General features: G+C 64.2%; 25 protein-coding genes and 1 pseudogene. 19 read left to right on the top strand and 7 right to left on the bottom strand.

The genetic code is table 11. From position 1 onward, the window contains the following. Positions 1–236 precede the first annotated feature (236 nt). The 3 genes from LWF01_RS09510 to LWF01_RS09500 all read left to right on the top strand — a co-directional run bounded on the left by LWF01_RS09510 (position 237) and on the right by LWF01_RS09500 (position 3,724). Positions 237–1,685, top strand: a complete 1,449-nt coding sequence (locus tag LWF01_RS09510) for an LssY C-terminal domain-containing protein (RefSeq protein WP_349640773.1) — start codon at positions 237–239, stop codon at positions 1,683–1,685. Positions 1,686–1,731: 46 nt separating this feature from the next. After that, positions 1,732–2,280: a dihydrofolate reductase family protein gene (locus tag LWF01_RS09505; RefSeq protein ID WP_349640772.1), complete on the top strand. Its 549-nt coding sequence runs from the start codon at positions 1,732–1,734 to the stop codon at positions 2,278–2,280. Between the two features lie 313 nt (positions 2,281–2,593). After that, positions 2,594–3,724: an aminotransferase class V-fold PLP-dependent enzyme gene (locus LWF01_RS09500; protein ID WP_349640771.1), complete on the top strand. Its 1,131-nt coding sequence runs from the start codon at positions 2,594–2,596 to the stop codon at positions 3,722–3,724. Positions 3,725–3,773: 49 nt separating this feature from the next. Here the strand turns inward: LWF01_RS09500 and LWF01_RS09495 are convergent, their stop codons facing one another. Continuing rightward, positions 3,774–3,887 carry a carboxymuconolactone decarboxylase family protein gene (locus LWF01_RS09495; protein ID WP_349640878.1) on the bottom strand — a complete coding sequence of 38 codons (114 nt, stop codon included), beginning with the start codon at positions 3,885–3,887 and terminating at the stop codon, positions 3,774–3,776. A 233-nt stretch (positions 3,888–4,120) separates the two neighbouring features. Beyond that, positions 4,121–4,840, bottom strand: a complete 720-nt coding sequence (locus LWF01_RS09490; protein WP_349640770.1) for a GntR family transcriptional regulator — start codon at positions 4,838–4,840, stop codon at positions 4,121–4,123. A gap of 121 nt (positions 4,841–4,961) precedes the next feature. Between LWF01_RS09490 and argH the strand changes: the two genes are divergently transcribed. The 8 genes from argH to LWF01_RS09450 all read left to right on the top strand — a co-directional run bounded on the left by argH (position 4,962) and on the right by LWF01_RS09450 (position 13,171). Continuing rightward, on the top strand, positions 4,962–6,443 hold the full coding sequence (gene argH / locus LWF01_RS09485) for an argininosuccinate lyase (RefSeq protein ID WP_349640769.1): 1,482 nt from the start codon (positions 4,962–4,964) through the stop codon (positions 6,441–6,443). Beyond that, entirely contained in the window at positions 6,440–7,351 is a 912-nt protein-coding gene (locus tag LWF01_RS09480; RefSeq protein ID WP_349640768.1) for an amino acid ABC transporter permease, read from the top strand. The genes argH and LWF01_RS09480 overlap by 4 nt, the downstream gene beginning before the upstream one ends. Further along, positions 7,348–8,109 (top strand): amino acid ABC transporter ATP-binding protein, encoded by a 762-nt coding sequence (locus LWF01_RS09475; protein ID WP_349640767.1) that lies wholly within the window; start codon positions 7,348–7,350, stop codon positions 8,107–8,109. Before LWF01_RS09480 ends, LWF01_RS09475 begins: the two co-directional genes overlap by 4 nt. Positions 8,110–8,138: 29 nt before the next feature. After that, the gene (locus LWF01_RS09470) at positions 8,139–8,978 is read left to right on the top strand and encodes an ABC transporter substrate-binding protein (RefSeq protein ID WP_349640766.1); all 840 of its coding nucleotides are present in this window, start codon (positions 8,139–8,141) and stop codon (positions 8,976–8,978) included. A gap of 87 nt (positions 8,979–9,065) precedes the next feature. Then, positions 9,066–10,049 carry an NAD(P)H-quinone oxidoreductase gene (locus tag LWF01_RS09465; protein WP_349640765.1) on the top strand — a complete coding sequence of 328 codons (984 nt, stop codon included), beginning with the start codon at positions 9,066–9,068 and terminating at the stop codon, positions 10,047–10,049. A gap of 74 nt (positions 10,050–10,123) precedes the next feature. After that, positions 10,124–10,951 (top strand): polysaccharide deacetylase family protein, encoded by an 828-nt coding sequence (locus LWF01_RS09460; RefSeq protein WP_349640764.1) that lies wholly within the window; start codon positions 10,124–10,126, stop codon positions 10,949–10,951. Then, positions 10,938–11,810: a polysaccharide deacetylase family protein gene (locus LWF01_RS09455; RefSeq protein ID WP_349640763.1), complete on the top strand. Its 873-nt coding sequence runs from the start codon at positions 10,938–10,940 to the stop codon at positions 11,808–11,810. The genes LWF01_RS09460 and LWF01_RS09455 overlap by 14 nt, the downstream gene beginning before the upstream one ends. Next, positions 11,807–13,171 (top strand): MmgE/PrpD family protein, encoded by a 1,365-nt coding sequence (locus LWF01_RS09450; protein ID WP_349640762.1) that lies wholly within the window; start codon positions 11,807–11,809, stop codon positions 13,169–13,171. Before LWF01_RS09455 ends, LWF01_RS09450 begins: the two co-directional genes overlap by 4 nt. A 197-nt stretch (positions 13,172–13,368) precedes the next feature. Here LWF01_RS09450 and LWF01_RS09445 read toward each other — a convergent pair whose 3' ends face one another. Next, positions 13,369–14,229: a class I SAM-dependent methyltransferase gene (locus LWF01_RS09445; protein WP_349640761.1), complete on the bottom strand. Its 861-nt coding sequence runs from the start codon at positions 14,227–14,229 to the stop codon at positions 13,369–13,371. 47 nt (positions 14,230–14,276) lie between these two features. Here LWF01_RS09445 and LWF01_RS09440 point away from each other — a divergent pair, with 47 nt between their 5' ends. Further along, on the top strand, positions 14,277–14,891 hold the full coding sequence (locus tag LWF01_RS09440) for a helix-turn-helix domain-containing protein (RefSeq protein ID WP_349640760.1): 615 nt from the start codon (positions 14,277–14,279) through the stop codon (positions 14,889–14,891). Positions 14,892–14,940: 49 nt separating this feature from the next. On the opposite strand, the gene LWF01_RS09435 is transcribed toward LWF01_RS09440, so the two are convergent. Next, a complete protein-coding gene (locus tag LWF01_RS09435) occupies positions 14,941–16,140 on the bottom strand; it encodes a CaiB/BaiF CoA transferase family protein (protein WP_349640759.1) in 1,200 nt (399 codons plus the stop codon). A gap of 47 nt (positions 16,141–16,187) precedes the next feature. Here LWF01_RS09435 and LWF01_RS09430 point away from each other — a divergent pair, with 47 nt between their 5' ends. Next, positions 16,188–16,826, top strand: coding sequence for an NUDIX hydrolase (locus LWF01_RS09430; protein ID WP_349640758.1), 639 nt, complete (start codon positions 16,188–16,190; stop codon positions 16,824–16,826). Positions 16,827–16,829: 3 nt separating this feature from the next. Here LWF01_RS09430 and LWF01_RS09425 read toward each other — a convergent pair whose 3' ends face one another. Further along, positions 16,830–17,711 carry a LysR family transcriptional regulator ArgP gene (locus LWF01_RS09425; RefSeq protein ID WP_349640757.1) on the bottom strand — a complete coding sequence of 294 codons (882 nt, stop codon included), beginning with the start codon at positions 17,709–17,711 and terminating at the stop codon, positions 16,830–16,832. 78 nt (positions 17,712–17,789) lie between these two features. Here LWF01_RS09425 and LWF01_RS09420 point away from each other — a divergent pair, with 78 nt between their 5' ends. Continuing rightward, positions 17,790–18,404, top strand: a complete 615-nt coding sequence (locus LWF01_RS09420) for a LysE/ArgO family amino acid transporter (protein WP_432762019.1) — start codon at positions 17,790–17,792, stop codon at positions 18,402–18,404. A 3-nt stretch (positions 18,405–18,407) separates the two neighbouring features. Here the strand turns inward: LWF01_RS09420 and LWF01_RS09415 are convergent, their stop codons facing one another. Then, on the bottom strand, positions 18,408–19,232 hold the full coding sequence (locus LWF01_RS09415; protein WP_349640877.1) for a VOC family protein: 825 nt from the start codon (positions 19,230–19,232) through the stop codon (positions 18,408–18,410). A 166-nt stretch (positions 19,233–19,398) separates the two neighbouring features. Here LWF01_RS09415 and LWF01_RS09410 point away from each other — a divergent pair. Continuing rightward, positions 19,399–19,632, top strand: a pseudogene (locus LWF01_RS09410) (MarR family transcriptional regulator); the annotation flags it as partial. A gap of 130 nt (positions 19,633–19,762) precedes the next feature. Here LWF01_RS09410 and LWF01_RS09405 read toward each other — a convergent pair. Continuing rightward, positions 19,763–20,941, bottom strand: a complete 1,179-nt coding sequence (locus tag LWF01_RS09405; RefSeq protein WP_349640876.1) for an NAD(P)-binding domain-containing protein — start codon at positions 20,939–20,941, stop codon at positions 19,763–19,765. A gap of 165 nt (positions 20,942–21,106) precedes the next feature. On the opposite strand from LWF01_RS09405, the gene LWF01_RS09400 reads away from it, so the two are divergent. The 4 genes from LWF01_RS09400 (at position 21,107) to kduD (ending at position 23,740) form a co-directional block, all read left to right on the top strand. Beyond that, positions 21,107–21,703: an AAA family ATPase gene (locus LWF01_RS09400; protein WP_349640755.1), complete on the top strand. Its 597-nt coding sequence runs from the start codon at positions 21,107–21,109 to the stop codon at positions 21,701–21,703. 11 nt (positions 21,704–21,714) lie between these two features. Continuing rightward, on the top strand, positions 21,715–22,059 hold the full coding sequence (locus tag LWF01_RS09395) for a cupredoxin domain-containing protein (RefSeq protein WP_349640754.1): 345 nt from the start codon (positions 21,715–21,717) through the stop codon (positions 22,057–22,059). 80 nt (positions 22,060–22,139) lie between these two features. Next, positions 22,140–22,979 carry a 5-dehydro-4-deoxy-D-glucuronate isomerase gene (kduI, locus tag LWF01_RS09390; protein ID WP_349640753.1) on the top strand — a complete coding sequence of 280 codons (840 nt, stop codon included), beginning with the start codon at positions 22,140–22,142 and terminating at the stop codon, positions 22,977–22,979. Continuing rightward, positions 22,976–23,740: a 2-dehydro-3-deoxy-D-gluconate 5-dehydrogenase KduD gene (gene kduD, locus LWF01_RS09385; RefSeq protein WP_349640752.1), complete on the top strand. Its 765-nt coding sequence runs from the start codon at positions 22,976–22,978 to the stop codon at positions 23,738–23,740. The genes kduI and kduD overlap by 4 nt, the downstream gene beginning before the upstream one ends. Positions 23,741–23,742 lie beyond the last annotated feature (2 nt).

Genomic DNA, 23,742 nt, shown 5'->3' with positions numbered 1-23,742 from the left:
GCGAAGCGCGAGGGCGCCGAGCGCCATCCAGCACTCCAAAGTCGGGCAGCTCGATGTCGACTACCAGGTCTGGTTGCAGCCCGATAGCGCCGATCACCGCCTGGAGGTTTACACGCCCCGCAACCCGGAATCCCGAGGTGCACTCCGGTTCCTCGCCGCTGATGTCACCGCCGTGACACCGACGAAAGCAGGAAGGAGACGATCGATGCGTCTGCTCCAACAGTAGACTCGGAAGAATGTCTGCACGGTCAGGGTCGGAACCATCCCACGGTTCACACCGTCTGAAACAACCTTTCGTCTTCAGACGTCATCACTTCACGGTCACCGGGGCTCTGGACTACGTGTTTTTCCTGTTCGGTGGCGCGGCGTCGACCTGGCTTGCGCTCCTCATTCTGTTGCGCGGATTCTCCCTCGGTTGGTGGCAGGTTGCCACTCTGCTGCTGTTCTGGTGCGTGTTGTCGTATCTGGCACTGCCGCGGCTGCACCGCATTCTCTCCCAGATCTATGTCCCTAATTACTTCATCGGCCGGACACGGACCTCGGACGGGCTGCTCGGGGATCCGGTCAATCTGGCATGGCGGGGGAGCGAGTCGCAGATTCACCACGCGATGAAAGCGGCCCGTTGGTCCCTCGCGGAAGAAATCACCGCCGCGTCGACCTGGTGGACCATCGTTTCGACGGTGTCCAGGAGGAGCTACCCGGAGGCACCGGTCTCGCCCCTGTTGTTGTTCGGCCGACGCCAGGACTTCGCGTATCAACAGGAAGTCGATGGTGATCCGAGCCAACGCCATCACGTCCGGTTCTGGAAATGCCCCAAGGGGTGGCTCTTGCCTGGTGGCCACCAAGCCGACTGGTTGGCGGCGGGAACGTACGACAAGAGCGTGGGCCTTTCGCTGTTTACTTTGCAGTTCACGCACAAGATCGACGAGAACACTGATCTCGAACGGGACTACATCGTCGACTCGGTCACGGCCGCCGAACCGGCCGTGAATATCGACCACATCGAAGACTTCTCCACGGGCTATCACTCAAGGAACGGTGGCGGAGATGCCATCATCACGGATGGTGATTTACCGATCGTCGAAGTCGGAAAGGTCGTGCCCGACGATTCGGATTATCCCGAGCGTCTCGATTACGTCATGGATGCGACGGTAGGAATCGAACATGGGCATTCGGTGAAGGCGCTGACCAAGACCTTGTGGAGCAAGCGACCCTTGCAAACGCTTCTCGGTGCCGCTCTGGTTCTGGTACTACTCATCTTTCAAGCCCTGGGAGTGACGAGTGTGTTGCTCGACTGGAACGGGATCCGCACCGAGTTCTCGCTATTGACGCAGTTTGCCGACCTCAGCTCCCATGATCGGGAACTGCGCATCGGTGCAGGCATTCTTATCGGCATCAGCCTGCTCATCGGTTGCTTGCAGGTGGCCGCGAGTGCTTCGGTGATTCGAGGGAGCAACCGTGCCCGATTGTGGATCCTCGCCTTATCGACGATATCGATCATCGTCTCGATGGCAAATTACTTCACGGGGGACCGTGAGCTGGCAACCAACGGATACGCGTTGACCACGATCGCACTCCAGGTGACAGTGCTGTTGTCATTGTCGAGCGATTCTTCCAGGCTCTTCACCCGATTCAGTACAGCCGCCCAACGCGCGGAACGTCAGGATCGCGCACTCGAGGACTGAACGATTGGCCCTCGTTTTCTCGTTTCAGGCTGCTTATCCTTAAGTCGTGCAACCACTTCGGTACTCCATCAACGTCACATTGGACGGGTGCTGCGATCATCGTGGAATCCCCGCGGATGAAGACTTGCATCGCCACGCGGTCGAGAACCTCAACCAGGCCGATGCCCTTCTCTTTGGCCGGGTGACATACGAAATGATGGAATCAGCGTGGCGGCCGCAGGCGCCGACGGGAGCGAGACCTGACTGGACGGAGCCCTTCGCTCAGACGATCAACGCGGCAAAGAAGTACGTCGTGTCGAGCACCCTGGAGCAGGTCGATTGGAACGCAGAACTCGTGCGCGGGGACCTGGGCAAGGCAGTTCAGCAACTCAAGCGGGAATCGGGCAGGGGACTGTTCGTGGGAGGTGTGCAGCTCCCACTGGCGCTGACGGAGCTGGGACTGATCGATGAGTACGAGTTCGTGGTGCACCCCAGGCTTGCGGGCCACGGGCCGACGTTGTTCGCGGGGCTATCGAAGCATGTCGACTTGAAGCTCGTGAGCCGGCTGGAGTTCGGCTCGGGAGCAGTGGCAATGCGGTACGAGCCGAGACGGTAACCACGGGGCTTCATCACACCGGCGTGCCCGATGATCGAGCTGAAGGAGGGCTTTACTGCGATCACCTGCGCCGCGAAATTACGTCGGCGGGCCGGACAAAACTGGGTGCCGGAGTAATCGGTGAGGAACCACACCGCGATGTCGATCGAAACGGTGACTGACGGCAGCAGGGATCCCGCCCAGCAGCCGTTCGGCAACCCGTCTTGACCCCCAGCCCGCTTCGGCCTCCACATTTCTGACGTAAAGTGACAGCGCAGGCGTGCAGAAGGGACTGCCGCGGCCAGAGGTTCCGATGGTGTGAAGGGATTCCACGATGAAGCTTCCGCATGATGACGTCGATCCCGAGGGTCTCCTCGAGTACTCGGTGGTCTTCACTGACCGTTCGCTTAACCACATGTCCCAGCGGTTCGTGGGCGTGATGCAAGACATCGCAGACGTCCTGCGCACCACTTACCAGGCTGGTCACGTCGCAGTTGTCCCCGGCGGCGGAAGCTATGCGATGGAGGCCGTCGCGCGCTCACTGGCAACCGATCGCCGCTGCCTCGTGATCCGCAATGGCCTCTTCTCCTACCGCTGGTCGCAGATCCTCGAGGCCGGAGCGATCTCCCCGGAGGTCACCGTCTGTTCGGCACGCCAGGTGGAGGACGGCCACCAGGCCGCCTGGGAACCTGCACCCATCGACGAGGTGGTGGAGCTGATCGAGCAACAGCGTCCAGAGGTGGTCTTCGCGCCCCATGTAGAGACCGCAGCCGGGATGCTCCTTCCTGACGACTACATCCGCGCGCTCGCCCAGGCCGCACACGCAGTCGGCGGGCTGCTTGTGATCGACTGCATTGCTTCCGGCGCGATCTGGGTCTCGATGCAGGATCTGGGCGTGGATGTCCTCATCAGCGCCCCACAGAAGGGTTGGTCAGGCTCGCCCGCCGCCGGGTACGCGATGCTCAACGACGCCGCCCGCGAGGCAGTGGAAGCCCGTCCATCCTCGAGCTTCTCCTTGGACCTAGCGAAGTGGCTCTTCATTACGGATGAGTACCAGCAGGGCAGAGCGCCCTACCACACGACGATGCCCACCGATGCGCTCGCGCACAACGCGACCCTCATGCTCGAAACCCGGGACAGTGGCCTCGATACCTTGCGCGCAGCCCAGTTCGACCTTGGCGCACGCGTAAGGGCGCTGCTGGCCGAACGCGGCCTGCCCTCGGTCGCGGCCGCCGAGGTCGCCGCACCCTCCGTCATCGTTGTCTACTCCGATGACCCGCAGTTGCGCACCGGTGCCCGCTTCAAGGAGGCCGGAATCCAGGTCGCCGGGGGTGTGCCGCTGCACTGCGGCGAACCGGAAACGTTCTCGTCCTTCCGGCTGGGACTGTTCGGCCTCGACAAGCTCAACGATGTCGATGGCACCGTCGCCCGTCTCACCTCCGCGCTGGACACCCTGCGGATCTGAGGCGGTACTGCCCACCGCTGGACCTGCGCTCACTCGCCGTGGAGTGGGGTCAGCCGTTCCCTGTGAAGATGTTCTTGACAACGGTCATCGCACTCATGCCGTTGGGCCATCCGGTGTAGAACGCGAGATGCAGAATCGCTTCTTTCAGCTCGTCCTCGGTGATGCCGTTCTGGCGCGTAGTCGAGATGGAAAGTGAGCTGATAGGTGTCGTTCCGTTGTGGGCGTTGATGGCACAGCCCTGCCGGTGGCAGCACCCTCACCATCGATGCACCTCAAGGGATGCTGGGTGCCTGCCATCTCTATGCGCTGCTCGCCATACTGTCCATCGGCTACTCCCTTGCCTTCTGGGCCGTGTCGGTCGCGAGGGCCCAGGTTGTGGAGATGAGTGTCTCCGCCTTAGGGCGAGAACGTCTCTGTGGCAGTCGTCACCATGCTCAGATGCTCCCGCACGAGATGCTCGGCGAGTGCCGCGTCTCCGGCGAGGAAGGCCCCCGCGAGACGGACGTGTGCCATCCGCATCTTGGTGGTGTCCGCGAGTTGAACGTTGATGACCTCGATGAAGAGCGACGCGTCGAGCATGAGTTCGCCCTCGAATCGGGTCAGCGCCCGGTTTCCGGTGACGGCAACGAGAGCGGTATGGAACTCGTTGTGCGCGCTGATCGCGGCGATGCTGTCCTCGGTGTCCAGCGTCGAGGAGTAACCGGAGATCGCGTCCTGCAGTCGCTGGAGCTCCTGTGGTCCTGCTTCTGCGCAAGACCTGGCCGCCGCGACCTCGAGGAGGAGTCTGGCATCGAGGTTCTCGCGAAGGTCCCGCTCGTTGAGGGTGCGGACGCTCGCGCTGCGATACGGCTGGCGCTCCACGTAGCGGTCCGAGATGAGCAGGTGGAGCACCTGGCGAACGGTCGTCCGCGATACGCCGTACTGCTCCGAGATCCAGCGTTCCGTGATGGGGGAGCCGAGCGGGATCCGGCCGACGAGGATCGCGTCCTTGATCTTGCTGGCGATCTCGATGCTCGCGGGGGTTGACTCGGTGCCGACCGAGGAGGCTGGCGGGTCAGTCACGGAGAGCTGGTCCGGCGGCGACGATGCCGTTGACGTTTGGTTGTTACCGTTCATCTTATCATCCTATCGGTATCGCCTTTTGAGATTGTATGCCAATCTCTTGACGAGGTTCTTCTCTCCCCGTAATAATCAACGGGAATCGTATGACAATCCTTGCGATGTGGGAAGGACTGAGATGACAGACAGTGCACGCGAGACAGTGCGCGAAAGCGGGAAGCTCTGGGGAGGGCGGTTTGCTGCCGGGCCGGCTCCCGCTCTCGAAGCACTTTCGCGCTCTCCGCAGGCGTACTTCGACATGGTGCGGGACGATGTCGCCGGATCGATCGCCCATCTCGGCGAGCTACGCCGGTCGGGTGTGATCGACGCGGAGCAGCAGTCGCGAATCGCCCAGGCGCTCCGGGAGATCGCGGAGGACCACGAGGCCGGTCGCGTGCAGCCGAACGCGGGTGACGAGGACATCCATGGGTATCTCGAGCGCGAGCTGATGGCTCGACTCGGCCCCCAGGCCGGCGCAATCCGCGCCGGACGCTCGCGAAACGATCAGGCGGCAAACAACCTGCGTCTGTATCTTCGGCGGACAATTCCGCCTCTGGCCGAAGAGGTCGCGGGGCTCGTCGAAGCGCTCGTCGCACGCTCGGAGGACACGGCCGGAGCGATCGCGCCCGGGTTTACCCACTTGCAGACGGCGCAGCCGATTCTATTCGGGCATCAGCTGCTCGCACACGCGTGGGCGATTCGACGCGACATCACGCGGCTGCAGCACGCCTGGGAGTCGGCCGGCCGGTCTCCGCTCGGCGCTGCCGCGCTCGCCGGATCTACGCTGCACGCCGATCAGGAAGCGATGGCCGCGGAACTCGGCTACACGGGCGTGATCCCGAACTCGATCGATGCGGTGTCGAGCAGGGATCACGTCGTCGACTTCCTCTACGCCGCCGCCATGCTCGGCACCGACATCTCTCGTCTGTGTGAGGAGCTCTGCCTGTGGGCCTCGCGTCAGTTCGGGTGGGTTCGGCTGCACGATTCGTACTCGACGGGTTCGTCGATCATGCCGCAGAAGAAGAATCCCGATATTGCCGAACTCGCGCGCGGCAGGACGGGACGCCTGCACGCCAACCTGATCGGGATGCTTTCGGCGCTGAAGTCGCTCGCGTTCGCCTACAACAGGGACCTCGCCGACGATAAGCACTACACGTTCGACTCGGTCGAGACGCTGCAGCTCGTCCTCCCGGCGTTGACCGGGATGATCCGCACTCTCGAGTTCAACGAGGACGAGATGAGACGCCAGGCGATCGACGGCTTCTCGCTGGCGACGGAACTCGCCGACTGGCTCGCCGAGCAGGGAATCCCGTTCAGCGAGGCGCATGACGTGACCGGCCGGGTGGTGATGGCCTGCGAGGCGCGAGGGATTGGCATCGAAGAGCTCACGGCCGCGGAACTCGGCGAACTCGACTCCCGTATCACCGAAGAGGTGCTCGAACGGCTGACCCTCGAATCGGCGGTGTCGCGCCGCGACGGAGCGAACGGCACCGCGCCTGCGGTTCTCATCCGTCAGCAGCGGGCGATCCGGAACGAACTGCAGACGGCCCTCTCGGAGTTCGGCGAGACGGACGCAGGCATCGCCAACGGTGCCGCTCAGCTAAGGGAGGCACGCTCATGACCACGGCCACCGGCCTGCAGCCCGCGAGCGACCCGGGACCGGGAACCGCGGACGAGGACGCCGCATTCGCGACACGCATCGCTCGTCGCCACCCCACGCGCTGGCTGACCGCTCTGGTCGTCCTCCTGATCACCGGCCTCATCGTGTACGCCTTCGCCACGGGCGACATTGAGTGGAGTATCGTCGGCGAGTACTTCTTCGACGACACGATCCTTGAGGGCGTCCGCAACGTCATCTTCATGACGATTCTCGCCATGCTCTTCGGCGTCTCGCTGGGCATCGTGGTCGCCCTCATGCGTCTCTCGGCGAACCCGGTGCTTCGCGCTACGAGCAACGGCTTCGTGTGGGTATTCCGGGGAGTACCGCAGATCGTGCAGCTGCTGATCTGGTACAACCTGGCACTAATCGTCCCGTACATCTACATCCCCGGCATCATGGATGAGCGAACCGTCGACGTCATGTCACCGTTCATCTCGGCGCTGCTCGGTCTCGGGCTGCATCAGGCGGCGTACGCCTCCGAGATCATTCGCGCCGGGATTCTGAGCGTCAGCCGCGGCCAGACCGAGGCCGCGCAGGCGCTGGCGATGCCGCGATCGCTCATGCTTCGCCGCATCATCCTGCCCCAGGCGATGCGCGTCATCATCCCGCCGATGGGAAACGAGTTCATCACGATGGTGAAGATGACCTCGCTCGCTTCGGTGATCCAGTACACCGAGCTGCTCTACAGCGCACAGACGATCTACCTGGTCAACAACATGGTCATGGAACTGCTGTTCGTGGTCTCGCTCTGGTACATGGTGCTCGTGACCGTGCTGAGTTTCGGTCAGCACTTCCTCGAACAGCGGTTCGGCCGCGGTTTCCAGACGAGTACCCCGAAGGCAAAGGCAGCGAAGGGCAGGCGAAATTGAACGCGTTCATCCAACTACGGAACGTCCACAAGAGCTTCGGCCACGTCGAGGTACTCAAGGGCGCCGAACTCGAGGTCAATTCCGGAGAAGTGCTCTGCCTGCTGGGACGATCCGGCTCCGGGAAGAGCACGTTGCTCCGCTGCATCAACCAGCTTGAGAGCATCGACGAGGGCGCCATCCATGTTGGCGGCGAACTCCTGGGGGCGCAGTGGCACCGCGGCAAGCTGCGGGCGTTGAAGGACTCGCAGATCACAGCCCAGCGCCGGGAGATCGGCATGGTCTTCCAACAGTTCAACCTCTTCCCCCACCTATCGATCCTCGAGAACGTGATCGAGGCGCCGATCCGCGTGCTCGGTCTGTCTTCGGCGAAGGCGAAGCAGCGCGCCACCGACTTGCTTGAGCAGGTCGGTCTCGGGGACAAGCAGGCCAGCTACCCCAACCAGCTATCCGGCGGGCAGCAGCAGCGTGCCGCCATCGCACGCGCCCTCGCGATGAGACCGAAGGTCATGCTCTTCGACGAGCCGACCTCGGCGCTCGACCCGGAGCTCGTCGGCGAGGTGCTCGAGGTCATGCAGGGTCTCGCCGCCAGCGGTATGACGATGATCGTGGTCACCCACGAGTTCGGCTTCGCCCGAGAGGCGGCCGACATCGTCGCCTACATGCACGACGGAACCATCATCGAGAAGGGGTCGCCCGAGATCGTCCTGGCTACACCGGCGGATGAGCGCACGCGCGCCTTCATCTCTGCCGTCAAGTAATCCATCCGTACAAGGAAGCGAGAAACACGATGCACAAGAAGATGACCTCCCTGGTAATCCTCGCCGTCGGCGCCCTGGCACTGTCCGGCTGCGCGGGATCGAAGCACGCCGAGGCGAGCGGAGAGACGGCCGCGAGCAGTGACACTCTCGTGTTCGGCGTGTCAAACGGCTACCCGCCCATGGAGTACACGGATCCCGACACCAAGGAGTTCACGGGCTTCGACGTCGAGCTTGGCGAAGCGATCGCCAAGAAGCTCGGAAAGACCGCGAAGTGGGAGGAGATGGAGTTCGATCAGCTGATCAACTCGTTGAAGACCGGGCGGATTGATCTCACTATGTCTGGAATGTCCGACACGGTCGAGCGCCAGAAGACCATTGACTTCGTCGACTACGTGATCGACGGACCGCAGTTCTTCACCTCGAACAACCAGGCCGAGTCGATCGCCAAACCTGCGGACCTTTGCGGTACCTCCGTCGGCACGGTTAGCGGAACCACCTACGTCGACAAGATCGGGGAGTGGTCGCAGGAGAACTGTGCCGCCGACGATCAGATCGAGGTCATGCGCTTTCCCGAGGGCAGCGACGTGCTGCTGCAGCTGAAGCAGGACCGCATCGCGGGAGGCATGCTCGGCACGGTGAGCCTGGCGTACCAGCTGAAGGAGAACCCCGACACCTACACGCTCATCGGTGAGCCCGTCTCGGAGGACCGGTATGGCATCGGAGTCAAGAAGGGCAACGACGAGCTCGTCGAAGAGGTGCGTCAGGCGGTCATCGATCTCAAGAAGGACGGGACCTACGACGAGCTGCTGAAGAAGTACGGGCTCGGCGAGTACGGCGTGGACGAGGTGACGGTGAATCTCGGCCAGTAACGCGAAGCGGCGGGCAGCGTCACTGCAGTGTCCGCCGTCCCTTCGCCACTGCCACCGCCGAAGCTGCAAGAACGAACGGAGAAGACCATGCAAGCTGTTGAGTTCCAAGAGCCCGGAGCGCCCGAGGTGCTCACCCTGATCGAGGCCACCGACCCTCGGCCAGCCGCGAACGAGGTGATCATCGAGGTGGCCGGAGCCGGCATGAACTTCGCCGACCTGCTGCAGCGGCGCGGGGTCTACGGGCTCAAACCCGGCGCGATCCAGCGCCTTGGACTCGAATGCAGCGGGCGCATCGTCGAGGTGGGGGAGAACATCACCGCCTTCTCTGCGGGGGACACGGTGTGCGCGCTGCTCGCGGGAGGCGCCTATGCGGAGCGCGTCACGGTCGACGCCTCGCTCGTGCTGCCGGCACCCGAGGGAGCCAGCCTGCTGGAGGCCGGGGCGCTTCCCGAGATGGCCGCGACGGTCTGGTCGAACATGGTCGACATCGGACGGCTCCGTCGCGGGGACAGCTTCCTGGTCCACGGCGGCGGCGGAGGCATCGGCACCGGTGCCATCCAGATCGCGAAGGCGCTGGGTGCGCGCGTGTTCACGACTTGCGGCAGCGAGGAGAAGGCCGAGTTCTGCCGCTCGCTGGGAGCCGACGTCGTGATCAACTACCGAGAATCCGACTTCGTCGACGTGGTGATGCGCGAAACCGATGGTGCGGGAGTCGACCTCGTTCTCGACAACATGGGAGCGCTGTACCTGCCGCGGAACATCGAAGCCACCGCCGTGGACGGCCGGATCGTCATGATCGGGGTGCAGGGCGGCAAACTTGCCGAGGTCGATCTGGGCGCGATGATGGAGAAGCGGATGTCGTTGCATGTCACCTCGCTTCGAGACCGCCCGCTCGAGGAGCGAGCCCGGATCCTCCAGGGTGTCGAGCGCGACATCTGGCCGATGGTGGCTGACGGGCGTGTGCGGCCGATCGTAGATCGGGTGTTCCCGCTCGAAGACGTGGTGGGCGCTCACGAGCACGCCGAATCGGGCGTGCAGAAGGGAAAAATCCTGCTCAGCATGCTCCCCTGAGCGCGGCTCGGGCGGCTGATCGAGCCGTCGCGATGCTTCGATTCCACACCACGCTACCCATGAGGAGGAGCGATATGAGCTCCGCTGATGCATCGACCCCGGGATTCTTCGCGCTCGCGTTCGATCTCGACGGCCCGTCCGGTTCGGCGCTCGTCGACGGCTCGATCGGCACCAGACCCGGCTACTTCGTCTTCGGCAGTTACGGCCCGCATCGAGCGGTTCCTCGGATTCTGGAGCTGCTCGCTGCGGCCGACGTCCGCGCAACATTCTTCACCCCGGGGTGGGTGGTCCGTCATTGGCCGGAGCTGTGCCGAAGGATCCGGGACGAGGGACATGAGATGGCGGGCCACGGGGATCGCCATGAGACGCTCTTCGGCCTTCCGCGAGCCGAGCAGGTCGGAATCCTCGAGCGGTCTCAGCAGGCGTTCATCGACGTCCTCGGCGATCATGCGCGTGGATTCCGTGCCCCCTCGGGTGACGTCGATCCGGCTACGATCGGTCTGCTGAAGGAACACGGGTACACGTACTCAAGCTCGCTGCGCAGCGGCGACCTCCCGTTCCGGCACGCCGGAAGTGGCCTCGCCGAGGTGCCAGCGAAGTCGCTCTTCGACGACTACGCGGCATTCGCCTATCACCGAGCGCCGAACTTCCCCTCGGGCCTCGATCGCGTCGCGTCTTATCACTCGGTGTTCCGTTCGTGGCGAGAGGAGGCCTTTGCGGGGGCCGACGAGGGGCTGCCCGTCGTATCGATCTGGCATCCGAAGGTCATCGGAACGCCCGGACGCCTCCTGATGCTCGAGGCATTCATCGACGACCTGCAGGGTCACCCGAACCTTCGGATCGCGACCTGCGGCGAGGTCGTCGAACATTACCTGGAAGGAGGCGCCCGTGCGGTGGCCTGAGGATGCCGCCTGCGGCGTGGTGGTGACGATCGACCTCGACGGTGACCTGCCCTTTCTCGCGGCCAGCCCGGAGAATCACCTCCGGGTGAAGTCGCGCTCGGTCGGCCACTACGGGATCGACGCGGGCTCGGCGAGACTCCTGAGGGTGCTGCGCGAGGCCTCGATCCTCGCGACGTGGTTCGTCCCCGGAGAGATAGCGCGTCGGCATCCGGGCCTTGTTCGGGAGATCGACGCGCAGGGCCACCTCATCGGCGTGCACGGGGATCTGCACCTTGATTTCGATGAGCTGGATCTCCTGGGGCAGCTGCGCGAGATGACGCGCGGTCGGGCTGCGCTCGCCGAGGTCCTCGGTGAGGCGCCGCTAGGGTTCCGTACGACGGCGGGGGAGTGGGCGCTGGACTTCCCGCGGGAGGCGGCTTCCGCCGGCTTCACCTGGTCCTCCTCCCTGCCCTCCGACGACGTGCCGTTCCGGGTCGCGCCCGGCCTGATGGAGGTTCCATTCCGCTACGAGACGGAGGACTATCAATACCTCGCGTATAACCTCGACCCGCCCTTTCCTCCGGGGCAATCGCGCATCACCCCCATCGAGGTGGTCGAGGAGAACTGGTGGCAGGAGTATCTAGGGGCCGCCCGGTGGGGCACACTGTTCGTGCTGAGGCTAAATGCCGAGCTCATGGGAACACCTGGGCGAGCTCGGATGCTCCGACGGTTCCTCGGGCGTATCCATGCGGACGGCCGCGGGATCATGCTCACCTGCGCCGACGCCGCCCGTCTTGCCGAGGTCGAACCGGCTTCCCGGCACGAGCACCCGTATCAACGTTTCGAGCGACTGTTCGTTGAAGGCGATGAGCGCGCGTGAGTCGCGTCCGGACGCTGGGGGAGTGGATCGATGGAGTCGAACCGGCCGACGTCGGCGCCGATCGCTTGGCTCGGATGCGGTCTCACCTGCTCGATACCGTCGCGGCTGCCGTCGCTGGGCACGGCAGTACGCCGGTGATGATTGCCGAACGGGTCTATCGAGCCCCGGGGCAGGCCCCGATCCTGTCCCCGGGCCCGGCCCGGGAGGCCTCCCACGCTGCCCGCGTGAACGCGGTGGCGGCGCATGCGCTGGAGATCGACGATACCGAGGGATGCGACCACACCGGCGCAGTCGTCGTGCCGACGCTGCTCGCCCTGCTGCCTACGGTGGGGCGCGCGGTGACAGGAGAAAAGCTGCTGACTGCAATGACCGTGGGTTACGAGGTGGGTCGTCGCATGCAGAACGCGCTCGGCGGCTACGACGCCCTCAACGGGAGCGGGTGGCACTCGACCGGAACCTGCGGCGTCTTCGCCGCGGCGGCTGCAGGTGCGAAGCTGCTCGAACTCTCGGCGGAGCAGTCGGCGTCCGCGCTCGGGATTGCGGCTAGTTCGAGCGCGGGCACCTGGGCCTTCGCCAAAGACGGTGCGATGACGAAGCGGTTCCACCCCGCGAACGCCGCGGGCGCCGGCGTCGACGCGGTGTGCCTGGCGGCGGAGGGGATGAACGGCCCGAGCCGGATCTTCGACGACACCTGGGGAGGCTACTTCGCGGTGTACGGCGGAGCGTCGGCTCGACCGGAAGGCCTCACCGAGCACCTGGGCACGGTCTGGCACGCCGATCATTCGGCCATCAAGCGGTACGGAAGCTGCCGCAGCGCGCACGCGACGCTCGACGGGGCGGCTGAGTTCATCGCTCGCTCGGGGGCCTCGGCTAAATCGCTGCGCCGCGCGGAGATCACCCTCAGCCCCTTCCTGCGACAGATGATCTGCCCCGTGAGTATCGATACGATCGACGCTGCCCGTATGAGCCTGCCGGTGGCACTCGCGCTCCTGCTCCTCGGCGAGTCGCTGGAACCGCGGTCCTTCGAGCGGTTCGCCGATGCAGAGGTGCAGGCCCTCGCCAGCCGGGTAACCGTCGTCGAGGATCCGGATGCGGCGATCCCCCGCCTGAGCATCGAGGCCGGAGGGGAGAGCGCCGTCATCGAACGAGCACACGCTTGGGGAAGTGAGGGGTACCCCCTCCCCGCCGAGGAGGTGCGGGCGAAGGCGCTCCGCCTGATGACGCCGCACCTGACGCCAGCGAGTCGAACCGGACTCGTCCGTTTCGTGGAAGGACTCGGCGCCGCCCCGGTGGAAGGTCTACCGGCACTCGACTGGCGATGGACGACGCGCGGGGAGCGGGAGAGGCCCGACCGGACCTGAGCCCTAGACGTGACACGCCTGTGGCGGCGTGCGGCGTCGGACCTGGACCTGATTGTGGAGTTCACCGATCGGCACGACATCATCAACCTGCTGGCCTGGAGCACGAACTGGAGGAGCTGCTTACGGTCAGGGTGGACATCGTCGACGCTCGCACGATCGGTGCGGTGGTCGAGCATGCCGTAGCGAACAACATCAGCTCATCGGCGCAGAGCCGCCCACGCTGTCCGGCTGCCACGGATGGTGAGGTCATTGCGGTGCAGGATGCCGTGCGGAGAGTCGTCGGCCAGAAGCTGGTCGAGGGTATCGAGGTCCGCTCTGGAGATTTTGCCCTCGAGCGCCAAGCGGATCCGGCGCAGGAAAGCGCTCGCATAGCGCCCGATGCTTGAAGTCGCCGACGTCGCCTCGATAGGGAAGCTGCGCTGTGCGGCGACGTCGAAGCCGGCCCGCTCCAGGTGGGATCGCCAGTCCGGATGCGCGTTCCAGCCTGCCTGCGCCAATGCCTCATGGCAGCGCGACTCCAGGCCGGGTCGTCCCAGCCCTACGTCATCGGGCAGGAAACGCGGCAGGGTATCCATCTCGACGACGGCAAGTAGGCCGCCTGGCCTTAATGCAGCGTAGACATCGCGGAGCACCTGGTCCGGGTCGGCGACCTCATGCAGCGATGATGCCGCCCATGCCACGTCCACTGATCCCACCTCGGGCCAGGCCTGGTCCAGGTCAGCTTGCACAAGGCGCAGCCGTCCTGCCAATCCCTGCTCGCGAGCCGCCGCTCCAAGCCGCTCAAGCATCAATGCCGATTTGTCGATCGCGACTATCTCGGCCGCCTCGAAACGCTGCGCAAGTGCCAGGCTGCCGGAGCCCGTTCCGGCACCCAGATCGACGATGGCACGTGTCTCATCCGGAGCATGTTGCCCGGCCCACTCGGTCAGCTGTCCGAGATATGTGCCAAGCACTTTTGCGTCGAGGTCCAGGAAGTCGGCCAGTTCGGCCGCGTGATCCTGCCCGGTCGTGTGATCCTGCCCGGCGTCGCGGTGCTGATGATGAAAGTGTTCTGCCATGCGGCAATTCTAGCCGCGAGCTGCGTGACTGGCATATACTCTTGCGTATGACGCAAGAATTGGCCCTTGATACCGTGATTCGCCAGCGCATCCGGGGACTGCGGCTGGCCCGGGGATGGTCGCTGGACGCGCTCGCTTCCCGCTGCTTTCTCAGTCCATCCTCGCTGAGTCGGATCGAGACCGGGAACCGACGGATCGCCCTCGATCAGCTGGTCCCGATCGCCCGGGCTCTCGGAACCACGCTTGATCAGCTGGTCGAGTCCGCCGAGGACGAGGACGTGGTAATTCGTCCTCAGCCCGAGCACACCCGGGGGCTGACGACATGGCTGTTGTCCGGCGAACGCGCGCTGCACGGCATGACCGTGGCGAAGATGCGGATAAGCCCGGAACGACCGACTGGATCAGAGCAGCTGAGTGTGCACCCCGGCCGCGAGTGGTTCACAGTGCTTTCGGGCATCGTCCGCCTGCGACTGGGGGAGCGAACTGTCCTGATTCAGGCAGGCGAAGCGGCTCAGTTCTCAACTATGGTCCCGCACGTGATTGGTGCCCAGGACGGCCCGGTGGAGATCCTGACGATTTTCGACCACGATGGCGAGCGAGTCCACCTGCATGACTCCGATCACGCTTCGCACAGCTCGAATACCGGGCAGGATCACGCGTAATGAGGATCGCGTACCGGCCTGGAGTTTGCGGTTTGCGCGGGGAGAGGCCTCAGTGTTCCGGGTCCGACTCCAACCAGGCGCGCACCAGCGCACTGCTTTCTCCAACATGCGGGGGCGCTAGGTCGTAGCTGACCGGGGTGGCTGAGAAGTCGACCGGATTCCGGATTCCCGGGACCCGCCGGTCGCCGCTTCCGGAGTTGACCACAGGATCAAGTCCCAGCTCCTCCGCGAGCTCGACGCCGCCCTTGATGTCCTGGATCGGGGCGCAGGGCAGGCCTGACGAGCGCAGCACCTCGAACCACTCCCGGGCCGTGCGCTTGGCGAGCCGCTCCAGCAGGATCGGCCGCAGTTCCTCCCGGTTCGCGTTGCGATTGTTCATCGTGGCGAACCGCTCGTCTGCCGGAACCTCGGGGATTCCCAGGGCGTCGCACAACGTGCGGAACTGACGGTCATTGCCGGCGGCAATGATCAACTCGCCATCGCCGGTTTCGAGTGGCTCGTACGGGAACAGGCTCGGGTGCCCATTTCCCATCCGCTTCGGCACGACACCGCCCGCTACATAGGCAGACGTCTGGTTGACCAGGCCCGACAGCGCCGAGGACATCAGGTTGAGGTCCAGATGCTGTCCTTTGCCGGTCGCGGTGCGGTGGTGCAGCGCGGCGAGGATTCCCATCCCGGTATGCATCCCGGTCATCACGTCGAAGACCGCGATGCCGGCCTTGTACGGCGAGCCGTCCTGGTCACCGGTGATACTCATCAATCCCGACATGCCCTGTACCAGGAGGTCATACCCCGGCAGGTCCTTGCCGCCCTTCGAACCGAAACCGCTGATCGACGCGTAGATCACCTCGGGATTCAACCCTTTGACCGATTCGTAGTCGAGCCGGAAGCTGGCCAGGCCCCCAGGTTTGAAGTTCTGCACCAGGACATCGGCCCGGGCGGCAATCTCGTGGGCGACTCTGAGATCGTCCTCGTCCTTCAGATCGAGGGCTATCGAATGCTTGTTGCGGTTGACCGCCAGGTAGTACGTCGCCTCGCCGTCACGCAGCGGGGGCCGCCAAGTCCGGGTGTCGTCGCCGGCGGGGCTTTCGACCTTGATCACCGTCGCGCCCATGTCGGCGAGCAGCATGGTGCAGTAGGGTCCGGCAAGAATACGGGTGAAGTCGGCTATGACGACCCCACTCAGCGGGCCGGTGCCGGCACGGCCGAAGACGTCATTGAGTGTGGCCGCGGTCTGGGTGTCTGTCACGTCGGTCTCGATTTCAGGTTGCAAGTCAGCGTCAGTACAGTCGTACCATGTCGAGCTCGGAGCATGTATCGCCACGCCTGGCCGTCAGCGTCATCATGCTCCGGCATGGCGGTCACGCCCTGGAGACCTTCATCCAGAACAGGGTCAGCACAATGGACTTCGCCGCCGGCGTCGTCGTGTTCCCCGGCGGTCGAGTGGACGACGTCGACAATAGGGCGGCAGTGAACCTCGAAGCCGATGAGGCACTGCTGAACCGACACGCGCACAGCTGGCGGAACACGTCGGTCGGCTCGGATCACGCCCGGTCGCCGGCAGACGCTTCTGCCGTGCTGCTCGCGGCTGCATGCCGGGAGGTCCGCGAGGAGACGGGTGCGCGGGTGGATGCCGGCAGGCTGGTTCCCTGGGCCAACTGGGTGACGCCGCCGGGACACTCGAAGCGCTTCGACACCTACTTCTACGTCACCCGGGCGGATCGCGGAAGTCAGCCGCAGCACCAGACCACGGAGGCGGATTCGTCCCACTGGGCGCCGTTGCGGCAGATCCTGCAGGACGAGGCCGACGGAAGGCTCAAGCTGATGCGGCCGACGAAATGGCTGCTGACCGATCTTGCCGGCTTCGATGACATCGATTCCATACTTGGCCTGAGCCGCGAAATCCATCCGGTAACCTCGGATCGACCCGAGTAATTGTCAGCGAAGGAACCTGCGGGCACCGGCCAGAACCGCCTCCGATACGGCGTCGAGCACGGGCGAATCCAGCTTCCAGCGCTGCCAGAACAACGGGACGTCGATCGGCCGGCCTACTCCGAGCGGACGCAGTCGTGTCGAGCCCTCGACTTGCTGCTCGGGCAGCATGCCCCAGCCGAGGCCGAGCTCCACGGCGTTCCTGAAGTCCGAGGATGCCGGAACGAAGTGCTTCGGCGGCTCGAGCTGCTTCCTCGTCGTGCCGCGTAGGAAGCGGGTCTGCAGGCTGTCCTTCCGGTCGAAGTCGATGTGGGGCGCGCGCGACAGCGAATCCGGCGTGACGCCGTCGGAAAACCAGCGCTCGATGAAGCCTTCACTTGCCATCGCCCGATAGCGCATTGAACCGAGCTTGCGGACGCTGCATCCTTGTACGGGCTCAGAGGTCGAGGAAATGGCGGCCATCACCGCGCCTTCACGCAACACGTCCGCCGAGTGCATTTCATTTTCTCGGTGGATGTCGAAGGTGATCCGCCAGCGCTCCAGTAGCGACGCGAGGGTGGGGAGAACCCAGGTGGCCAGCGAATCTGCGTTGACTACAAGCGGAATGTCGCTGCCCGCACTATCGGCGTCATCAGGGTTCAGTGAATACGACGCCTCGTCTTCCAGCATGGCGACCTGCCGGGCAAGCCGCATGATCACCTGGCCGGATTCGGTGGCGCCGGCAGGCTTGGTCCGCCGGACCAGTACCCGTCCGACCTGCTGCTCCAGCGCCTTGATGCGTTGGCTGACGGCGGATGGCGTCACCTGCAGTTTCCGGGCGGCGGCCTCGAACGTTCCCTCGTCGATGACCGCGGCAAAGGTTCGAAGCTGTTCGAACTGAATATCCATGATTAGCAATTCTAATGCTACTTCAGAATATTTAGCTGGACTGAAGGAAGGAGCTTGCCTAGCGTCGAAGTCATGCAGATGACTTTAGGCACCGTGTTGACCACTGGGCTGGCAGGTTTCGGTGCAGGACTGTCCCTGATCATCGCGATCGGTTCGCAGAACGCATTCGTGCTGCGCCAAGGGATCCGCCGCGAGCACGTGCTGCCAATAGTGCTGATCTGCTCGGTGTCTGACCTCGTGTTGATTGCCCTGGGAGTCGGTGGCATCGGCGTCCTCGTCGAGACGGCGTCTGGCGTAGCGACGGTTATCCGCTGGCTCGGCGCTGGTTTCCTGATCTGTTACGGGCTGATCGCAGCCCGTCGGGCGCTGCGGCCCGGCACCCTGGAACCCGATCGCGGCCCTGGCCGCACCTCATTGACCGGCGCGGTGCTGACCTGCATGACCCTGACCTGGCTCAATCCGCACGTGTATCTGGATACCGTGTTGATGCTCGGATCGATCGCCAGCAGTCATAACTCCGGGCGCTGGATCTTTGGCGGCGGGGCAATGCTGGCCAGTGTTGTCTGGTTCTCAGCGCTTGGGTTCGGCGCGCGGTTGCTTCGAGGCTTTTTCGCCCGGCCGGCGTCGTGGCGGATTCTGGACGGGATAATCGCCATCCTGATGCTCGTCCTCGGCGTATTGATGATCCTCTGAATGTCAGGCAGGGTGGGCGGAATTGATCGTGATCAGGTTTCGCCACGGGTCGTCGAAGCTGATGCCGGCGCCATCGTCCCGTATCTGAATGTTGCTGTGCCTCAGCCGTTCCATCACGGCCTCGATGTCGCTTCGGGAAGGAACCGTGATCGATACCTCGCCGAGACCGAGAGTCGCTGCCCGCGGACCTGCGCCAGCGCTGTTCCAGGTGTTCATTGCCATGTGGTGGTGGTAGCCGCCCGCGGACACGAAGAGCGCTCCGTTCCATGCCGCCGTCGTCTCAAAGCCAAGGGTATCGACGTAGAACTTTCTCGCCAGCTGAGTGTCGCCCACCTGCAGATGCACGTGGCCAACCGATGCCGGCGCAGCGAGCTGGGTGGAATCGTCGAGGTGGGTCGCCAGGTAGTCATTCGGGTCGAGGAAGAGCGAGTCCATCTCTACCCGGCCATCGCGGAAGGTCCAAGAACTCCGCGGGCGATCCCAGTAGAGCTCAATGCCATTGCTCTCCGGGTCGGTGAAGTAAAAGGCTTTGCTGACCAGATGGTCGGCGCTGCCAACGTAGCGGGAGGCTCGGTGCTGTGCCGCGCTGGCCACTGTGGCCGCAAGGCTTGCTTCGGTCCCGAACAGCAGGGCAGTGTGGAACAGGCCGGCCTCTGCCCGCGAGGGCAGCGGCAGCTGGGGTTCGTGCCGCAGAGTGATGATTGGAACGCCGCTGCGGCCCAGGGTTGCTACTTGCGTCGAGCGGCTTTGCAGGGTGAGGCGCAAGGCGTCGCGGTAGTAGGAGATCATTGCCTCGAAGTCGGCGACATAGAGAGTCACCGCAGCCATCGTGGTTTCGGCCGGGAGCAGGTCGCCGTTGGCCCGCCGGGTCTCATTGTGTTCGATGCTGATGGTCGACACGGTTGCTCCTTGGCGCCGGATTCAGTAGTAGTTGCAGATTCAACTAAGTTACTTGAAAATTACTTGTAGTGTCAACTATTGGTAGACTTGGTCCATGACCGAGACCCATTGGCTTAGCGCGGATGAACTTCGAGCCTGGATGCGTTTCGAGGCTGTCGTTGAACTGTTGCCCGGAGTGCTCGACTCCCAGCTCCAGCGCGATGCCGGTCTGAGTCATTACGAGTACCTGTTACTGGCCAAATTGTCCGAAGCGGAGGGCCGCGCCTTGCGAATGACCGCACTGGCCTCGCATACCAACGCCACCCTGCCCCGGCTCTCACATGTCGTGTCACGTCTGGAGCAGCGGGGGTATCTGACTCGAGGGCAGTGCGCCGAGGACAAACGGGCAACCATTGCCGCGCTCACCGAGGCCGGCTGGCATAAGGTGCGTGAAACCGCTCCGGGCCACGTCGGAACTGTCAGGAAATACGTCGTTGATCTGCTGACTCCGGAACAGATTGCGCAGCTGGATGAGATCTCCTCCGCCATGTTGGCGGCTCTTGATCCGGAGAATCGGCTGCAGGCGCTCGCGGACCGGCCGAGCTAAGCTGCTCGATTGCTTTGGTGGCTTTCAGTGCCGCGGCTCGGCCGGCGCGGGTCGCGCCGATTGTCGATGCGGAGGCGCCGTAACCGACCATCAGGACGCGATGGTCGCGGCCGACCTCAACGCCGTCCGTAATGATTCCACCGCCGGGTTCCCGTAGTCGCAGCGGGGCCAGGTGATCGAGCGCGGCCCGGAACCCGGTAGCCCACAGTATTGAGTCTGCCCGAACCAAAGTCCCGTCGGCGAACCGGACGCCGGCCGCCTCGATATCTGAGATCTTCCCGCGTGAGACCAGAATGCCCGCGGCGATACCCTGTCGGTAGTCAGGTGTGAGTGGAAGACCGGTTGCCGCAACCACGCTGAGTGGCGGAAGCCCGGCGGCGGTGCGTTCCGCAACCCGCCGCTCGATATCCCGGCCCCAGTTCGAGTCGCCGGCGAGGTTCCTGAACTCGGGTGGCCGGCGGGTAGACCAGATCGTGTTGGCGCCGGCAGCATTCAGCTGCAGCAGGAACTGTACGGCGGACGTGCCGCCACCGACAACAACGACGTTTTGACCGCGGAACTCTTCTGCCGACCTGAAGTCGTGCGTATGCAGCTGCCGACCACGAAACAGATTTCGGCCGGGATAGTGCGGCCAGTAGGGGCGGGTCCATGTTCCGGTCGCGTTGATGATCAGCCGGGTCTGCCAAATACCGGAATCGGTCCGAAGTGTCAGCGGGCCATCCGGCCCGGAGTCTGAGCTGACTTGCTCGACGATTACTGGCCGGTGTACCGGAAGGTCGAATCGTCGTTCGTAGTTTCCGTAGTACTCGGTGACAATCTCCGATGCGGGCGTGGCCGAATCCGGCTCGCCGAGTGGCATGCCCGGAAGGTCGTGGATGCCATGCGCGGCGTCGAATGTCAGCGCGGGCCAGCGATGCCGCCAAGCTCCGCCCGGGCCGTCGTTGGAGTCGAGGATGATGAAGTCTCTGCCGGGCTTGAGGCCACGGCGGCGCAGGTGGTAACCAGCGGAGAGTCCGGCCTGGCCGGCTCCGATCACGACGACTTGCAGCACCGATTTCCCTCCGAACGTTGTCGCTTCAAGTAAGTAACGGTGGATGCCGGCCGGGTATTCCGCTGCGCTCCGCGCCACGGCCAGGTGCTGCATGCCGGGTCTGATCGGACTGTTACAGAAGCGGCGACTCGATGCTCATAGATTGTGAACTGGGAGGATTGAGACGTGGACACCATCTTCGTGAACGGAACCGTCGGGGCAGGGAAATCAACGCTAGCGGACGCGCTAAGTGCAGCCGAGCGATCGCTGCATGCGGTCATCGACCTGGACCAGATCCGGAGATTGCACCCCGCGACGCGCTCGGATCCGTTCTCTCACGAACTCGAACTGCAGAATCTCCGGAGCCTGGTTGGCAATTTCAGACGGGCCGGTGCTCGGCGAATCGTTCTGGCCGGTGTGATCGAGAATCCCGCGGAGGTCGCTCGCTATACCGCAGCTCTGGAGACGACGGGAATGTTCATTTGCCGCTTGGTGGCTCCGTCGGCAGTTTTGGCTTCGCGTCTCCGGCATCGACATCGCGATGATCCGGATGGGCTGCAATGGCACCTTGCGCGGGCCGGACAGCTCGCTCAGATCCTCGAGGCGGCTTCGCTCGACGACCTCGTGCTCGACTCGTCACGGCTATCTGTCATCGAACTCGCCCGCGTGGTGAGGCTGGCAGCGGGATGGGCCAGCCAGACAGAGATGGCAGCCGGTCCGCCGCCCTGTTTGTCAATCCCTCACCGGACGTCAGGAGGCCGATCTGATAGACCGGGACTATGAGACTTCGAGCGATGGCTGCGCTGACTGCCCTTGCCTTGCTGGCGGGACTGGCCGGTTGCGGCCAGGGCGTGAGCGACGAGGCGCAGGGTGACGACCCGGCGAAATCTGCGGTCACCATCGAGGTAGCGCAGATGTCGTATAGCCCGTCCACTGTCACCGTGCAGGTCGGGGAGTCGGTCACCTGGAAGTTCGACGACGGCAACGTTCGGCACGACGTGGTCAGTGCCGACGGGTCGTTCAAGAGCAAGATCGCCGACGGCGGCTCCTATACCTACACCTTCGACAAGCCGGGCACGTACGCCTACTCGTGCAGTCTGCATCCCGCAATGACCGGAACCGTCGTCGTCGAGGGCTAGGACCAGCAGCATCGCCGGGCTGCGATTGACAAGGAGTTTCGTGGAGTGGAAACTAGTTCCATTCAGCTAAAGGAGTAGCAATGGAACTTCGGTACGCCACCAACCCCGATCAGGTCCCGGCATTCGATACCAGCGAACTTCGCCGGCGATATCTGGTGGAGAACCTGTTCACGGACGACGAGGTGACTGCTGTCTACACGCACCACGATCGAGTCGTGCTCGCAGGTATCCGACCGGTGGCCACAACCGTCGTGCTTGAGACGTCCCCGGAGATTCGTAGCGACTACTTCTTCGAGCACCGGGAAGCCGGCATCGTCAACGTGGGTGGCCCGGGAACCATTGCGGTCGACGGCGCCAGCTACCGGCTCGACCACGGTTCGTGTCTGTACATCGGCCGCGGCAGCCGCGAGGTGACGTTCGCCAGCAGCGACGTCGGTGGGGCGCTCGGCCCGGCGAGGTTCTACCTGTTCTCCGCTCCGGCGCACACCGAGTACCCGACGACGCTGGTTTCTGCCGGAGAAGGAACCGTGCGTGAACTCGGCGACCCGAAGACATCGAACCGGCGCACGCTGAATCAGTACATTCACGAGAACGGTGTGCGCAGCTGCCAGGTGGTGATGGGGGTTACCTCGCTGCACGAGGGCAGCATGTGGAACACGATGCCGGCGCACACCCATGACCGCCGCACCGAGTGTTACCTGTACTTCGACCTTCCTGAGGATGCACGGGTCATTCACCTGCTAGGCACCCCGACCGAGACCAGGCACCTCGTGGTCGCCAATGAACAGGCGACGATTGCGCCCAGCTGGTCGGTGCATTCCGGCTTCGGCTCGGCGAGCTACTCCTTCGTCTGGGCAATGGCGGGGGAGAATCAGTCCTTTGACGACATGGATGGATTCGCGATCGGAGACATGCTGTGAGCTTCTCGCCCGCGGCGTTCTCGCTGACTGGGAAGACCGCCGTGGTCACCGGCGCGCGCCGTGGCATCGGCCAGGAGGTCGCAGCCGCTCTGGCTTCCGCCGGTGCGGATCTGATTTTGCTGGCCCGTGACACGGACCTCGAGGCAACGCTGTCTCGGATCGAGGCGCTGGGAAGGTCGGCGCGAATCGTCACAGCCGATCTGGAAAGCCCGGAAGCAGCGCAACGGGTCGCGACCGAGCTTGCCGAAACGGTCGAGGTCGACATCCTGGTGAACAATGCGGGGATGATCCTGCGCGATGACGCCGTCGATTACGACTACGCCTCGTGGCAGCGTGTGCTTGACGTCAACCTGAACTCGGCGTGGCTGCTCAGCCAGCAGATCGGCGCAGCGATGGTGGCGCGCGGCTCGGGCAAGATCGTCAACATCGCCTCGCTGCTCTCCTTTCAGGGAGGCATCAGGGTTCCTGCGTATGCGGCATCCAAGCACGGGATAGTCGGCGTCACCAAGGCGCTGGCGAACGAGTGGGCGGCGGCTAATGTCCAGGTCAACGCGATTGCGCCGGGCTACATCGCTACCGACAACACCGAGGAGCTGCAGTCAGACGCCGCGCGCTCTGCGGAGATCATCGGCCGGATTCCGGCCGGGCGGTGGGGCGCGGCTGCCGACATCGCCGGAGCTGCTGTCTTCCTCTCCAGTCCTGCCGCGGACTATATCAACGGTCACGTTCTCGCGGTCGATGGCGGCTGGCTGGCGCGTTAGGC

The sequence above is a fragment of the Saxibacter everestensis genome (assembly GCF_025787225.1).
GTDB lineage: Bacteria > Actinomycetota > Actinomycetes > Actinomycetales > Brevibacteriaceae > Saxibacter > Saxibacter everestensis.
Note: the sequence above shows the minus strand (reverse complement) of the source record. Positions and strands in the feature narration are given on the sequence as shown.

Bases quoted from the DNA above. Each gene is read 5' to 3' on its own strand.
- LWF01_RS09510 (WP_349640773.1), top strand. From the start codon at position 237: ATGTCTGCACGGTCAGGGTCGGAACCATCCCACGGTTCACACCGTCTG.
- LWF01_RS09500 (WP_349640771.1), top strand. From the start codon at position 2,594: ATGAAGCTTCCGCATGATGACGTCGATCCCGAGGGTCTCCTCGAGTAC.
- LWF01_RS09490 (WP_349640770.1), bottom strand. From the start codon at position 4,840: ATGAACGGTAACAACCAAACGTCAACGGCATCGTCGCCGCCGGACCAG.
- argH (WP_349640769.1), top strand. From the start codon at position 4,962: ATGACAGACAGTGCACGCGAGACAGTGCGCGAAAGCGGGAAGCTCTGG.
- LWF01_RS09480 (WP_349640768.1), top strand. From the start codon at position 6,440: ATGACCACGGCCACCGGCCTGCAGCCCGCGAGCGACCCGGGACCGGGA.
- LWF01_RS09470 (WP_349640766.1), top strand. From the start codon at position 8,139: ATGCACAAGAAGATGACCTCCCTGGTAATCCTCGCCGTCGGCGCCCTG.
- LWF01_RS09465 (WP_349640765.1), top strand. From the start codon at position 9,066: ATGCAAGCTGTTGAGTTCCAAGAGCCCGGAGCGCCCGAGGTGCTCACC.
- LWF01_RS09460 (WP_349640764.1), top strand. From the start codon at position 10,124: ATGAGCTCCGCTGATGCATCGACCCCGGGATTCTTCGCGCTCGCGTTC.
- LWF01_RS09445 (WP_349640761.1), bottom strand. From the start codon at position 14,229: ATGGCAGAACACTTTCATCATCAGCACCGCGACGCCGGGCAGGATCAC.
- LWF01_RS09440 (WP_349640760.1), top strand. From the start codon at position 14,277: ATGACGCAAGAATTGGCCCTTGATACCGTGATTCGCCAGCGCATCCGG.
- LWF01_RS09430 (WP_349640758.1), top strand. From the start codon at position 16,188: ATGTCGAGCTCGGAGCATGTATCGCCACGCCTGGCCGTCAGCGTCATC.
- LWF01_RS09425 (WP_349640757.1), bottom strand. From the start codon at position 17,711: ATGGATATTCAGTTCGAACAGCTTCGAACCTTTGCCGCGGTCATCGAC.
- LWF01_RS09420 (WP_432762019.1), top strand. From the start codon at position 17,790: ATGACTTTAGGCACCGTGTTGACCACTGGGCTGGCAGGTTTCGGTGCA.
- LWF01_RS09415 (WP_349640877.1), bottom strand. From the start codon at position 19,232: ATGGCTGCGGTGACTCTCTATGTCGCCGACTTCGAGGCAATGATCTCC.
- LWF01_RS09395 (WP_349640754.1), top strand. From the start codon at position 21,715: ATGGCTGCGCTGACTGCCCTTGCCTTGCTGGCGGGACTGGCCGGTTGC.
- kduI (WP_349640753.1), top strand. From the start codon at position 22,140: ATGGAACTTCGGTACGCCACCAACCCCGATCAGGTCCCGGCATTCGAT.